Annotated in this window: 12 protein-coding genes; 5 read left to right on the top strand and 7 right to left on the bottom strand. The window is 39.5% G+C overall.

Going from position 1 to position 13,676, the window contains the following annotated elements:
- Nucleotides 1-5 precede the first annotated feature (5 nt).
- Nucleotides 6-1,091: an alcohol dehydrogenase catalytic domain-containing protein gene (locus NHH15_RS09560; protein ID WP_262066440.1), complete on the bottom strand. Its 1,086-nt coding sequence runs from the start codon at nt 1,089-1,091 to the stop codon at nt 6-8.
- A 445-nt stretch (nt 1,092-1,536) separates the two neighbouring features.
- Here NHH15_RS09560 and NHH15_RS09555 point away from each other — a divergent pair, with 445 nt between their 5' ends.
- The 4 genes from NHH15_RS09555 to NHH15_RS09540 all read left to right on the top strand — a co-directional run bounded on the left by NHH15_RS09555 (nt 1,537) and on the right by NHH15_RS09540 (nt 6,291).
- Entirely contained in the window at nt 1,537-3,045 is a 1,509-nt protein-coding gene (locus NHH15_RS09555) for a sugar ABC transporter ATP-binding protein (protein WP_262066439.1), read from the top strand.
- A complete protein-coding gene (locus NHH15_RS09550; protein WP_262066438.1) occupies nt 3,045-4,007 on the top strand; it encodes an ABC transporter permease in 963 nt (320 codons plus the stop codon). Before NHH15_RS09555 ends, NHH15_RS09550 begins: the two co-directional genes overlap by 1 nt.
- 48 nt (nt 4,008-4,055) lie before the next feature.
- Complete coding sequence (locus NHH15_RS09545; RefSeq protein WP_262066437.1) at nt 4,056-5,063, top strand: substrate-binding domain-containing protein; 1,008 nt, start codon at nt 4,056-4,058, stop codon at nt 5,061-5,063.
- Nucleotides 5,064-5,163: 100 nt separating this feature from the next.
- The gene (locus NHH15_RS09540; protein ID WP_262066436.1) at nt 5,164-6,291 is read left to right on the top strand and encodes an ROK family transcriptional regulator; all 1,128 of its coding nucleotides are present in this window, start codon (nt 5,164-5,166) and stop codon (nt 6,289-6,291) included.
- On the opposite strand, the gene NHH15_RS09535 is transcribed toward NHH15_RS09540, so the two are convergent.
- The 6 genes from NHH15_RS09535 to ald all read right to left on the bottom strand — a co-directional run bounded on the left by NHH15_RS09535 (nt 6,283) and on the right by ald (nt 12,562).
- Nucleotides 6,283-6,570, bottom strand: a complete 288-nt coding sequence (locus NHH15_RS09535) for a GNAT family N-acetyltransferase (RefSeq protein ID WP_262066435.1) — start codon at nt 6,568-6,570, stop codon at nt 6,283-6,285. The two genes, NHH15_RS09540 and NHH15_RS09535, sit on opposite strands and share 9 nt — an antisense overlap.
- A gap of 17 nt (nt 6,571-6,587) precedes the next feature.
- Nucleotides 6,588-7,946, bottom strand: a complete 1,359-nt coding sequence (gene radA / locus NHH15_RS09530; RefSeq protein ID WP_262066434.1) for a DNA repair protein RadA — start codon at nt 7,944-7,946, stop codon at nt 6,588-6,590.
- 67 nt (nt 7,947-8,013) lie between these two features.
- Nucleotides 8,014-8,427 carry an endosialidase gene (locus NHH15_RS09525; RefSeq protein WP_262066433.1) on the bottom strand — a complete coding sequence of 138 codons (414 nt, stop codon included), beginning with the start codon at nt 8,425-8,427 and terminating at the stop codon, nt 8,014-8,016.
- 52 nt (nt 8,428-8,479) lie between these two features.
- Nucleotides 8,480-10,918 (bottom strand): ATP-dependent Clp protease ATP-binding subunit, encoded by a 2,439-nt coding sequence (locus NHH15_RS09520; protein WP_262066432.1) that lies wholly within the window; start codon nt 10,916-10,918, stop codon nt 8,480-8,482.
- Between the two features lie 13 nt (nt 10,919-10,931).
- Nucleotides 10,932-11,300, bottom strand: a complete 369-nt coding sequence (locus NHH15_RS09515) for a GntR family transcriptional regulator (RefSeq protein ID WP_262066431.1) — start codon at nt 11,298-11,300, stop codon at nt 10,932-10,934.
- Nucleotides 11,301-11,446: 146 nt separating this feature from the next.
- Complete coding sequence (ald, locus tag NHH15_RS09510) at nt 11,447-12,562, bottom strand: alanine dehydrogenase (RefSeq protein WP_262066430.1); 1,116 nt, start codon at nt 12,560-12,562, stop codon at nt 11,447-11,449.
- 212 nt (nt 12,563-12,774) lie between these two features.
- On the opposite strand from ald, the gene NHH15_RS09505 reads away from it, so the two are divergent.
- Nucleotides 12,775-13,632, top strand: a complete 858-nt coding sequence (locus tag NHH15_RS09505; protein WP_262066429.1) for a MurR/RpiR family transcriptional regulator — start codon at nt 12,775-12,777, stop codon at nt 13,630-13,632.
- Nucleotides 13,633-13,676: the final 44 nt, after the last annotated feature.

The following is a 13,676-nucleotide window of genomic DNA, read 5'->3' as shown; positions in this document are numbered from 1 at the left end:
TCCTCCTATAATCCTGGCACCAATACAACTTTAAGGGCACCATCTTCACCTGTCTTTGCAATTCGGAAGGCCTCTTCCCAATCTTCAATAGCAAATTGATTTGTAACCACGCCGTCTGTTGGCAAAATCCCCTTGTCAATCCAGTCAATTACAGTATCGTAACAGAAAGGACTCAGATGTGCGCCCAAAAGATCAAGCTCTTTTCGATCCGAAATAATCGACCAGTCACAAGTCACATCTTGTGCAAAAACAGAAAATTCCACAAAACGTCCCATTTTTCTGATGGCCGCCAACCCTTGCGTTACACTTGAAGGGTGTCCTGTTGCTTCTATATAGATGTCACATCCATATCCACCTGTCATTTCTTTGATTTTCGCAACAACATCCTCTTTCCCAGGATTCATAACCACATCTGCTCCAAACTCCTTCGCCTTTGCCAGTCTCTCATCGCTCATGTCCAAAACAATTAAAGCCTTCGGATTTCCTCTTCGGATTGCTCCAACCATTCCCAGACCTAAAGTCCCCACTCCTGACAGCACTACGACGTCCGAAGTTGTAACTTGTGCTCTCTCAACGCAGTGAAAAGAACATCCATAAGGTTCGATAAGCGCTGCCTTTTCAATCGGCATGCCCTCTGGAACACGATAAGGAAGAGCTTCTTTCGTTAATTTTACATATTCCGCCATTCCACCATTGACATTATTCTGAAATCCAAACAAGTCATGCTTTTCACACATCCAGTGACGTCCTGTTTTGCAAAACATGCATTCACCACAAGGTACTATCTGCTCTGGACAAATGCGATCACCTATTTTCCAATCTCCCTTTACATTCGGACCCATCTCTACCACGCGTCCCACAAACTCGTGTCCGGGAATCATAGGTGCTTTTATATAAGCGGGTTGGCCATTCCCTCCCCAAAAACTTTCTGCACCTGCATACGCCTTTGTATCTCCCGCGCACACTCCACACGCTTCCACCTTTAAAATCATTTCTCCTTCTCCCGCTCTTGGAGTGTCCACAATTTCAAACCGATAGTCTCCCGGTGCATACGCTACTACTGCTTTCATTTTCTCTGGTAAATTACTCATTTGTCTACCTTCCTTTCGTTTTATATCGTCATACTTATGTTAACTTTCTTTACTTAAGTCTATATTTTAATCTTTCTTCTGTCAATTGTGAATTCTTAATAAATTTTTTCAGTTTTCTTATACATTCTTTCCAAACGCCCACTATACTTGTGCTTTTCTTACATATTAAAGGTACCTCCTAAAACTCCATCTCATTTTCCATTCTTTCTTTTTGTAAATTTATTTTATATAGGTTTTTGTGCTTTTTATCCAATTTTCATTCTATTCCTTTGGTGCATTGCATGAATACCGTTACTTTTTTAACGTTTTATCAATGAAAATATACATTTTGCACAATTTTAACATGCTTTTTCTGTTGTTATCTATCAATTGACACAATCGAATCTATCATGTATTCTTGTGTAAAGTAAGTTTACAAAACATCCGAGGATAAGGAGGTATAAATATGAGCAACTCAGACTATATTCTTGAAATGAATAATATATGCAAATCATTTCCCGGCGTCATAGCTCTTGATAACGTCACTTTCAAAGTAGAAAAAGGAGAAGTGCACTGTCTCATTGGTGCTAACGGTGCCGGAAAATCCACATTAATGAAAATTTTATCCAGTGCATACACGGAGGATTCTGGAGAAATATACTTTGATTCTAAATTGTTAAAAGCTCATGGAACACAAAAAAGACGGGAGGAAGGAATTGCTGTTATTTACCAAGAACTCTCGTTATTTAATGAATTAACCGTTGGTGAAAATGTTTACATCAACAATTACCCCAAAACAAAGACCGGAGGAATCGACTGGAAGAAAGTTTATCGGGACACGCAAGATCTTGCCGATAAGCTCAATATAAAAATCGATGCCAAAGCGCCAGTCCATTCTTTAAATATAGGACAGAGACAGTTGACAGAAATCATGAAAGCTCTCGCCTGTAATGCAAAATTAATCGTGATGGACGAACCCTCTTCCACCCTTTCACAGTCTGAATTCGAGATTTTAGTAAAGGTAATCGAGGATCTTAAAAACCACGGTATTACCATCATCTATATCTCTCATCATCTTGAAGAACTTTTTATTGTAGGAGATCACATAACCGTGCTGCGAGATGGAAAATTTGTAGCCTGTAAAAAAACTTGTGACTTAGACGAAGACCGTCTGGTTGAGTATATGACCGGTATTGATTTATCTCAAATCGAATCCGAAGAAAAGACTATTCACCCTGTATCTGACGAAGTGGTTTTGGAACTAAAAGATTTGTCCAATGACGTGGTAAAGGATATCAACTTAAAATTACACAAAGGAGAAGTTCTTGGGCTCTACGGTTTGGTTGGCTCCGGAAGAACTGAAATTCTCCAATCCATCTTCGGTGTACGCAGCACTACAAATGGAAAAATACTCCTCAACGGCAAAGAGATTGTAATCAAGGATACCGGCCACGCAATCCGCAACAAAATTGGTTTAGCTCCAGAAAACAGAAAAGCCCAGGGACTTGTTCTTCCTCTACCCGTTTGGGAAAACATGAGTATGGTATCCCTGCCTAAGTTTTTAAAAAAAGGAAAAATCGACTACAAAAGCATCACCACAATATGCGAATCTCACAAGGACAAATTAAACGTAAAAACACCATCTATCAATACCGTCACCCAGAACTTGTCTGGGGGTAATCAGCAAAAGGTTATACTAGCGAAATGGCTGATGCAGGACTGTGACATCTTACTCCTGGATGAACCTACCCAAGGAATCGATGTTATGGCGAAGGAAGAAATTTATAAACTTATCCACGAGATAACCACACAAGGAAAAAGTGTGATTGTCGTATCTTCTGAATTACAGGAGCTTTTAAGAATTTGCGACAATATCCATGTAATGTATGATGGAAAACAAATTTTCGAGTCAAATAAAGGAAGCTTTAACCAAGAACAAATCTTACACGCTTCCGTAATCGGGAGGGCAATTTAATGAAAAAACTTAATATGAGAGAACTACTTAGAAAATACAATTTAATATTACTTCTACTTGTTTTTATGATAATATCCACGATACTATCTCCAAACTTTCTAACCATCGACAACTTTTTGAATCTGTTGCAGCAAGCCTCCATACCAGGAATTGTGGCAATCGGTATGACCACAGTTGTACTCCTTGGCGGAATTGATTTGTCTGTCGGCTCTGTACTGGCCTTCGCGGGGATGGTATCTTCAATGGTGGCTATGAATATTGGAGGAATCGGCGGACTTCTCTTAGCTTTTCTTGCAGGTTTGTGTGTGAGCGGAGTAATGGGATTAATCACTGGTCTTTTGATTTCCCGCTTTAAACTACCTGATTTTATTGCTTCTTTGGCAATGATGGAAATAGGGAGAGGTGCGGCACTTTTAACCACCAGCGGGAACCCTGTCTTCGGATTAAGCGAAGAGTTTCACGAAATTGGAGGTGGTTTTCTTCTTGACAAACTAGCCTATACAGCAATTATCTGGATTATTTTAACCGTAGTTTTTGCACTGCTTTTCAAATATACCATATTTGGCAGAAGCCTTTTTGCAATCGGCGGAAATTATGAAGCTGCTATGCTCTCCGGTATTAAGACAAAAAGAAATTATACCATCGCATACATACTCTCTGGATTATTATCTGGTTTTGCAGGTATCTTAACCGCTTCATGGATGTCCACAGGACAACCTACTGCCGGGAATGGATATGAGCTGGACGCAATCGCTGCCAGCGTAATTGGTGGTGCCAGCTTAAGCGGCGGAAAGGGTTCCGTAATCGGCACCTTTGGCGGTGTATTCCTTTTACAAATCATAACCAATATCTTCAATTTGGTTGGATTGCCTTCCTACTACCAGCGAATTGCAAAAGGAATCATCATTATTCTTGCACTTTTATTAAACAACTTCGTATCCTCTGAACAAAAGAAAAAATAAAAATAAGAGGCAAAAGCCTTTTATATAAAACGAAAGGAGAACACGTATATGAAACTAAGAAAACTAACAGCAATTTTCGCCGTAGCAGCTTTGACCTTATCATTAGCAGCCTGCGGTAACAAGGGAGGAGATACCTCCTCATCGAGCAGCTCTGAAGACACAGATACAAAGAGTGGGGACTCTTTTAAAATCGGATTTTCAAACTGCTCTCAGGACACTCCATTTTTTGCAAACATGACCCCAATCATTGAGGATTATGCCAAGTCGAAAGGACTTGAAGTAGTGTCACTTAATGCCGATAACGATACCACAAAACAAAACAAAGATATCCAGGATTTAATTTCTCAAGGCATTGACGTACTCATTATCAACCCTGTAAATGAGGATGGTCCTACCGCTGGTATTGAAGCATGTAACAAGAATGATATCCCCGTTATTACCGTAGATAAGAATGTTACCAAAGGCAATACCGCCTGGGTTGGACGAGACAATGAGGTTATGGGAAAATTGGTAGGTGAGAGACTAATCGAATTATTAGGTGGAGAAGATGCTACCGGTACTGTATTAGAAATCCAAGGAACTGCCGGTTCTACCACGATGATGAATCGTCGAGATGGCTTCCACGCAGCGTTAGAAAATGCACCGGGGCTTAAAATTGTCCAGTCTTCCTATTGTGACTACGACCGTTCAAAAGCCATTCCAGCAACTCAGGATTTATTACAAGCAAACAAAGATGTAGTAGCAATCTTTGGACACAATGATGATATGGCAATTGGCGCCGCACAAGTTTGTAAGGAACAAAAAATGGAAGATGTTCTAGTATGCGGTGTAGACGGACTTATGGAAGCAGTTCTCAAAATCGAGACAGGAGAATATCACATTACGTCTTCAAACGATCCTGTCCTCCTTGGACAGACTGCTGTAGATGCAGCAATTCAATATATGGCCGGTGAGACCTTAGACGAATTCATCGATGCCGGAACCGTTGTAATCGATACAGAAAACGTTGCAGAATATGCGGATAAAGATTTGGATTTTGCAACCATGGTAAAATAATTTTTCTTCGGCTGCTAAGACGTCAAAATCTTGGCAGCTATTATTTGACAAGAAATCCGTTCTTTAATACAATGATTTTATAAACGAAAAGAGGCGACCCATGTCAAAACATTACTCTGTAACAACTTTAAAAAAGAACAACAAAAAAAATGCTATCCGCTATATTTACAACCAAAGAAAATCCACTCCTCACAAGGTTGCAGAATACCTTGAGCTAAGCAGACCCACAGTTGCAAATATACTTAAGGAATTAGTAGAGGAGGATACAATTTACCAGGAGGGCTTTGCCAATTCTACCGGAGGTCGAAAGGCAAATATCTTCTCCTTTAATATGTCCAAAAAGATTGCCATTGGTGTAGAGATCAGACATGATCGTTATGAGGTTACTGCAATTAATTTATCTGCTCAAATGTTAAAGTTCGAGACTTTTTATATACCTTTCCGTAATGAACCAGTGTATTTTGATACACTCTCATCTTCCATCAATGCCTTTATCAACGCACTCAATGTTTCATCGGACAAGATATTAGGTGTCGGAATCGGATTGCAAGCTCTAATTTCTTCTGATGGAAAAACAATTATCTACGGAAAGCTTTTGGATTGCACCGGACTGTCCATTTCAGAATTTACCTCACGAATCCCATACCCTTGTACCTTCAATCACGATGCTGAATCCTTGGCAAACTCCGAGCTTTGGTTTGATTCATCTCTATCCAATGCAATCTTCTTTAACATCCGCGATAATGTCAGCGGTACAGTGATCATTAATCGAGATTTCTTTCGGGGAGGCGAATTGAAAAGCGGTGTTTTTGAGCATATGACTTTAATCCCCGATGGCAAGCAATGCTATTGTGGAAAGAAAGGTTGTGTTAATGCCTATTGCTCGTTTTCCGCCCTTTTACACCCTGAAGAGGATATCGATTCGTTTTTCTCTGCATTACGAACCGATGATAAGGAAACAAAAGAACGTTGGGAAGAGTATTTAACACATTTAGCCTCTACCATTGACAATCTACACATGATTATCACAAGCGATGTGATTTTAGGTGGAAAAATTTCCAATTATCTTACCCAGAAAGACATTGACACTCTACATAGAAAGGTTCACAAAAGAAGTGCTTTTCCAAGTGAAGAGAGGTATATAAAAACCAGTAAAACCACAAGCCTCCCACTCTGTGTAGGCGCAGCGATTCCACTGGTCAAAAAATACTTAAAGCTTCTATTTTAATATTGCAATATCTCCATACTTATCTGGATTTTTTTCAAATGCCCGAACAACATAAGAGCAAATCGGCACTGCTTTTATGTTGTTTTTTCTTGCCCACTCCACTAATGCATCTAGCAGAAGCCCAGCATAACCCTTTCCACCATGTTCCGGCGACACCTCTGTACGGGTAACATAAATCAGACTGTCATTCGCAACTCGATATTCAATCTCTCCTATTTTCTCTCCCTCATCTGTCTTTAATAAAAAACGATCCAAATTTTCTTTGTGTTCTATCTTCATGTCATATTCATCCTTTCTTAATCAATATAATGCATCAATTCCGCTACAGAATCCACTCCAACTACTTTAATTCCTTCTACTTCAAGTCCTTTCATAGAACTCTTTGGCATAATACAAGTAGTAAACCCTAGTTTTTTCGCCTCATTAACACGTTGGTCCGGCATTGCCACCGCTCTGATTTCTCCACTTAAACCTACTTCTCCAAACACAACCATATCTTCCGGTATAATCTTATTCTTATAGCTTGATATAAGCGCAATAACCACACCTAAATCTGCTGCCGGCTCATTCAATTTTATCCCTCCGGCAATATTGACATAAGCATCATAGTTTGAAAACTGAAACTTCAACCTCTTTTCCAGCACAGCCATCAACAAATTCACACGATTATAGTCCATTCCTGCCGCTGTTCTTCTAGGCATATTAAAATTCGTATAAGTTACCAGAGCTTGTACCTCCATTAAAACTGGTCTCGTTCCTTCCATAGCACATACAACAACCGACCCGGAAGCATTCTTCGGTCTTCCACTCAGCATAAACTCAGAAGGATTTTTTACTTCTTTCAGCCCTTCCTTTTGCATCTCGAAAACACCTATTTCATTTGTAGAACCAAACCGATTTTTTACTCCTCGCAATATTCGATAAGTTCCATGGCGGTCTCCTTCAAAGTATAAAACCGTGTCCACCATATGCTCTAACACACGAGGCCCCGCAACCGTCCCCTCTTTTGTCACGTGTCCAACAATGAAAATCGAAATATTCCTGCCTTTTGCAATCTGCATAAGTACATTCGTTGATTCTCTTACCTGAGACACGCTCCCTGGAGCAGAGGAAACCTCCTCATTATACATAGTCTGAATCGAGTCAATTACTACTACCTGAGGCTTTTCCTTCTCAATTGCATCCGTAATAATCTCCAGATTCGTCTCACAAAATAGAAGGAGGTTTTCATTGAACTTACCAATTCGGTTTGCCCTAAGCTTGATCTGACTCAGAGATTCCTCCCCTGATACATAGAGGACTTTTTTCTCATTCATTGACAAGCTCTGACATACCTGAAGCAATAATGTGGATTTACCAATCCCAGGATCACCTCCCACTAAAACCATAGATCCCGGTACAATCCCCCCACCTAAAACTCGATCCAGCTCGTCGATTTTTACTTTTATTCTTTCTTCCTGATCTGTGCTAATTGCTGAAAGACTCACAGGTCGAACATCACTTTTCCCACTACTTTTCGGACTTTTTCCTGCTGTGGATACACTCTCCTCCACAAATGTGCTCCATTCCTTACACATAGGACACTGTCCCAGCCATTTCATTTCTTCATGACCACAGTTCTGACAAAAGAAAACTGTTTTTTTTGGCTTTGCCATGTACTTCCTCCTGACTATTTCGATAACAAAAGGGTCGGAAAATTTCATTCCAACCCTTTCTTTTTCATTATTTTTTCACTACTTCTACCATAATTTTTTGTCCAGGTTCAAGTTCTGTGCTTACCACTAATTTACCGCTTACATTTGTATTCATATCTCCAATGTTTGCTTGATCCAGATAAACAACGTATTCACTATTTGCTTCCAGCTCCAAGGTAAATTGAATATCCTTATCTCCCTGTACCTGAAACGATACTACTTGATCATTCGCCTGGAAGTGTTCCACTCTAGTTCCGGGTACAGACTCATACACCATCATTCCATTTTTTTCCAATTTTGTGATTTCTGAGAAAGTCTTTACCTTATAAACATCTCCCTTAAACTGAAAATTTTCCACTTTTGACTTCTTATCCAATGTATAATCCCCAAAAGTCAACGTTTCATCCGTTTCAACTTTCAACAATTCATTTGTTAATTCCATGTTGCCCATCCTCCTAATAGGTTTAATAGATTTATTATATCTTATATTCAAGTTATTTTGTAGCTTTTGTGGTAAATTTAATTTCTTTTTTTGATACTCCCGCATAAACAACGGAATCTCTCTTAATTCTTCCACTTAATATTTCCTCAGAAAGAGAATCTTCTAGGAGGTTTTGTATCCCTCTCCGAAGGGGTCTCGCACCATATTTCATATCGGTTTTCGATTCGACAATAAACTTCTTTACAGAATCTCGGATAATCAGCTGAATACCTAATTGTTCTTTTGCTCTGTCCACAAGCTCTTTACACATCAAGCCGACAATCTTCTTCATATGCTCCATATCCAGCGGATGGAAGACTATAATTTCATCGATTCTATTAAGGAATTCCGGACGGAAAAGTAATTTGACTTCACCCATTACCTTCGTCTTCATTCTCTCATAATCTTGTTTTGTATCCTCTTGAATACTAAAACCTAATTTCTTTGGATCTACAATGCTCATAGCTCCTGCATTAGAAGTCATGATAATAATCGTATTACTAAAATCCACCTTGCGTCCTTGAGAATCCGTAATGCGCCCATCATCCAATACCTGCAGCAAAATGTTAAATACATCTGGATGAGCCTTCTCGATTTCGTCTAAAAGCACAACGGAATAAGGTTTCCTTCTTACCTGCTCGCTGAACTGTCCCCCATCATCGTAACCTACATATCCCGGAGGAGATCCAATCAGCTTCGAGACAGAATGTTTTTCCATATACTCGGACATATCGACGCGAATCATAGCATTTTCATTACCAAATACAGCTTCTGCCAAGGCTTTTGAGAGTTCTGTCTTTCCAACTCCTGTTGGCCCAAGGAATAAAAAGGATCCAATGGGTCTTCCTGGATCTTTTAATCCAACCCTGCCTCTTTTAATTGCTTTCGCAACAGCCTGCACCCCTTCGTCTTGCCCAATAACCCTTTTATGAAGTACTTTTTCAAGGTTGGATAAACGCATGCTTTCCGACTCCGTTAAACGGTTGACCGGAATCGAGGTCCATTGAGAAACCACATCTGCAATATCTGATTCCTCTACGATTACTGTTTTATTTTCATTTTGCTTATGAAAGCGTTTTTTCGTTTGTTCCAGCTTCTTTCTTTGTTTGCCCTGCTCTTGTCTGAGCTCACTGGCTTTTTTCATGTCACCTTCTTTTATTGCTTCCTCAACACCAGCTGTTAAGTCTCGAACTTCATCTTCCAGCTGATAAATGTTTTTCGGAACTTTAAATCCCCGCAAGCTCACCTTCGAGCACGCTTCATCCAATACATCAATTGCCTTATCCGGCAGAAACCGATCATTAATATAACGGCTGGCAAGATAAACGGCTGCGTGTACCGCCTCCTCGCTAAGAGACACCTGATGATGCTGCTCATACCTGGACTGTAACCCCAGAAGTATTTGTTCACACTGCTCTTCCGTTGGTTCTTCAATGGTTACAGGCTGGAATCTTCTCTCCAATGCAGCATCTTTTTCAATATGCTTGCGGTATTCCGTAAGAGTCGTTGCACCAATCAACTGGATTTCACCTCTTGCGAGAGATGGTTTTAAAATATTGGAAGCATCTATTGCACCTTCTGCCCCTCCTGCTCCAATAATCGTGTGAACCTCATCAAGAAACAAGATAATATTTCCAGCATTTTTCACTTCAGAGATCAGTTTTTTCATGCGCTCTTCAAATTCACCACGATACTTAGACCCTGCAATCATGCCTGCCAAATCCATGGATAGGATTCTTTTATCCTGCATTCCCTCCGGTACAATTCCGGAAGCTATTTGAAGTGCAAGGCCTTCAATTACAGCCGTTTTACCAACCCCTGGCTCTCCTACGAGACAAGGATTATTCTTTGTCCTTCTGCTTAGTATCTGCATCAAGCGGTTAATTTCATCTTTACGACCAATAACAGGATCCAGCTTTCCTTCTTCGGCAAGCTGGGTTAAGTCTGTTCCAAATTGTTGAAATACGTCCTCTTTCTGTCTTCCCGGATCCTGAAAATTTTCTTCTGCAAATTCTTTGACGTCCATTCCCGCTGCATTTAATATATCAATATAAATCTTCTTTAAATTGACGTTTAGTGTTTTCAATATTCTGGCAGCAACACTATCACCTTCCTGTATCAAAGCAACCAACAAATGCTCTGTCCCAACCTTTTCCGAACGAAATTGGCTTGCTACATCTTTACTTGCTTCAATAATTCCTTCCAGCTTTGGACTCGCCTTCGGTCTTCCTTTCGTTGCCAATTTTCCAACCGGTGCCACTAACTCATTAATAATGCGTAGTACACTTGCCTCAGCCACATCATTCATTGCTAAAACCTGGCCTGCCACTCCTGAATACGCTTTGCAAAGCCCTATTAGCAAATGCTCCGTTCCTACATAGGAATGATTCAGTTCCACTGCTGATTTTTCAGCTATTTTAAAGGTTTCTTCTGCCTGTTTTGTATAGTCCATATCCTAATTCCTCCTATTGAAATTCCTGAAATACTTCATCAATCAACTGATAGATATCTTCCTTCGAAACATTTTTACATCTGCTCTTTGCAATCAAAATACGCATATTATTTTTGATTTCCGAAAGTATCTTCTCCTTATCTTCATTCACCCTTACATAGGCTCCTTTCCGTCGGTCCAACCCAATATAACCTTCTTCCCGAAGAACGGAATAAGCCTTATTTACCGTGTGCATATTAATTCCAAGGGTATTCGCAAGTTGACGAACAGAGGGAAGGGAGTCTCCTTCCTTAACGGACTGATATGCTATTCCAATGATAATCTGATTACGCAACTGTATATAGATGGCTTCCTCACTATCAAAATCTATCTTAAGAATCACAAAAACACCCTCTTTCTTTTGTTATAGTGATAATATAACACACCTTCCCATCTTGTTTCAAGAATTCCCTTACCTCTTTAGAAAAGTTTTAGATAATTGCAATAAAAAACTGCCACAAATCTTGTGACAGTTTTCCTCATTATACACTATACCAATGTTTTAATATCGACATACTCATAATCGCCAAAGCTTTCTGCCACGCCTTTGTGAGTAAGTTTTCCTTTGTAAGTATTAATTGCAGAATAAATTGTATCATCCTGAGCACATGCACCCTCCAGACCCAAGTTCGCAATCTTAAGTCCATAAGAAAGTGTTGCATTGTTCAATGCTATTGTAGATGTTCGTGGAACTGCACCAGGCATATTTCCAACACAGTAATGAACGATTCCATCTACTTCAAAAATCGGATCATCATGATAGGTTACTCTTGTCGTCTCACCACAACCACCCTGGTCAACTGCAACATCTACAAAGACTGCTCCCGGCTTCATCTCTTTCAAATATTTCTTTTTGAAAATCTTAGGAGCTGCTTTTCCTGGTATCAGTACTGCACCAATAACAACGTCTGCATCCTTTACCTCATTCTCAATATTTGCATCTGTAGACACCATCGTCTGAATTCTTGCTCCAAAAATATCATCCAGATAGGATAGTCTATGAAGATTAATATCAAGAATAGTTACATCTGCTCCCATTCCTACTGCAATCTTACATGCATTTGTTCCTACTGCTCCACCGCCAAGGATTACGACTTTTCCTTTTTTCGTTCCTGGAACACCCGATAGAAGTACTCCTGCACCACCAAATATTTTTTCAAGATATTTTGCACCTTCCTGTACACTCAATCTTCCTGCTATCTGACTCATTGGTGCTAAAAGTGGAATGGTTCCCGCCCGGTCAATTAAAGTCTCATATGCAACTCCCTTGACCTTTGACTGTAAAAGTGCATCTGTTTGAGCTTTATCTGCTGCAAGATGTAAATAAGTATAAAGTATTAAGTCTTCTCTAAAGAATTGATATTCCTCTGGTAATGGCTCTTTAACCTTTACCATCATATCGACACTATCCCATACTTCTTTTGCGGTATCTGCAAGCTTCGCACCTGCTGCAACATACTCATCATCTGTAAATCCTGAACCTAAACCAAGACTTTTTTCAACAAGCACATCATGACCGGCATTTACATAGCCCTTCACTGCATCTGGTGTTAAACCTACTCGAAATTCTTTGTTTTTAATTTCTTTTACGCATCCAACTTTCACTTTTTTTCCCTCCTAATGATAAAGTTTCATTATTGATGACGATTATTATTCTTTTCCGTTTCCTCTTGAATAATAACATTCATTTGTTGTATAATTAGACTATCACAAATCATTATATTTATCAATGATAGTTACAAAATTAACAAATCTGACAATTTGATGTTTTTCTAACAATCATAAACCGAAACCGGTTTATTATAGGAGTATGAATTATGAGTGCATTAAGAGAATTAATTAACAAAGCTAATCTAACCAAAACACAAAATGTGATTTCCGAATTTATTTTAGATCATTCTGGAAAAGCCTGCTTTATGACCTCTACGGAAATTGCTTTAAAATTAGGCGTCAGCGAGTCCTCGGTTATTCGTTTTAGCCGCTCTCTTGGTTTCGCCGGATACAGCGATTTCCAAAAGTTTTTAAGAACGGACTACCAAAAGAGAGTGTCCAGTATTTCCAACTCGATTACGAATCCGGCTCAAAGAATTATTGAAAGATCAAAACACGGTGCTGATACGGCCTATATTCCGAATCACTTTAAAAACACTTTACGTAATTTGGAAAATGTTTTTGCCGAAAATACAGCTGCCATTATTGAAAAAGCTGCTGATGATATCATTGCATGCAATAGAAAATACATCGTTGCCTCCCGAGGAAATACTGGCCTGGGTGACTTTTCTCTTCTTTACTTAAAACATATGCTGCCCGGTGTCGAAGGGACAATGTCTCCTTCTGCAGGTTCTTTGGACTGTTTAAGTAATATTTCAAAAGAGGACTGTGTAATTGCCTTTAGCTTTCCCCGTTATTCATTAACGGACAAATTAGCGGTACAAATGGCTTATGATATTGGTGCAAAAATCATTGTTATCACCGACAAACCCAGTGCCTCCCTTGCAAGTTATGCAACCCATTTATTACGTGCTCCTTGTGATGGTGACACTTTTTTCAATTCTCTAGTTGGTGCTCAGTTTGTCACAGAAATTCTATTGGACGCCATCAGCCGTAAAGTAGAAGGTATCGAAAAACGCCTCGAGCTCATAGACCGCTACATGGAAGAAACCGGTAATTTCTAAACCTCATTCAAAAAAGATGTCACAAAACTTTTCTATTTTAAATA

The organism is Aequitasia blattaphilus, from assembly GCF_024721305.1.
Taxonomy (GTDB): Bacteria; Bacillota; Clostridia; order Lachnospirales; family Lachnospiraceae; genus Aequitasia; species Aequitasia blattaphila.
This window is presented reverse-complemented; position numbering and strand designations above follow the sequence as displayed.

What these genes read in the sequence shown, in the direction of transcription:
- NHH15_RS09550 (WP_262066438.1), top strand. Translation starts at nt 3,045, where the DNA reads ATGAAAAAACTTAATATGAGAGAACTACTTAGAAAATACAATTTAATA.
- NHH15_RS09545 (WP_262066437.1), top strand. Translation starts at nt 4,056, where the DNA reads ATGAAACTAAGAAAACTAACAGCAATTTTCGCCGTAGCAGCTTTGACC.
- NHH15_RS09525 (WP_262066433.1), bottom strand. Translation starts at nt 8,427, where the DNA reads ATGGAATTAACAAATGAATTGTTGAAAGTTGAAACGGATGAAACGTTG.
- NHH15_RS09540 (WP_262066436.1), top strand. Translation starts at nt 5,164, where the DNA reads ATGTCAAAACATTACTCTGTAACAACTTTAAAAAAGAACAACAAAAAA.
- NHH15_RS09520 (WP_262066432.1), bottom strand. Translation starts at nt 10,918, where the DNA reads ATGGACTATACAAAACAGGCAGAAGAAACCTTTAAAATAGCTGAAAAA.
- NHH15_RS09505 (WP_262066429.1), top strand. Translation starts at nt 12,775, where the DNA reads ATGAGTGCATTAAGAGAATTAATTAACAAAGCTAATCTAACCAAAACA.
- NHH15_RS09535 (WP_262066435.1), bottom strand. Translation starts at nt 6,570, where the DNA reads ATGAAGATAGAACACAAAGAAAATTTGGATCGTTTTTTATTAAAGACA.
- NHH15_RS09555 (WP_262066439.1), top strand. Translation starts at nt 1,537, where the DNA reads ATGAGCAACTCAGACTATATTCTTGAAATGAATAATATATGCAAATCA.
- NHH15_RS09560 (WP_262066440.1), bottom strand. Translation starts at nt 1,091, where the DNA reads ATGAGTAATTTACCAGAGAAAATGAAAGCAGTAGTAGCGTATGCACCG.
- radA (WP_262066434.1), bottom strand. Translation starts at nt 7,946, where the DNA reads ATGGCAAAGCCAAAAAAAACAGTTTTCTTTTGTCAGAACTGTGGTCAT.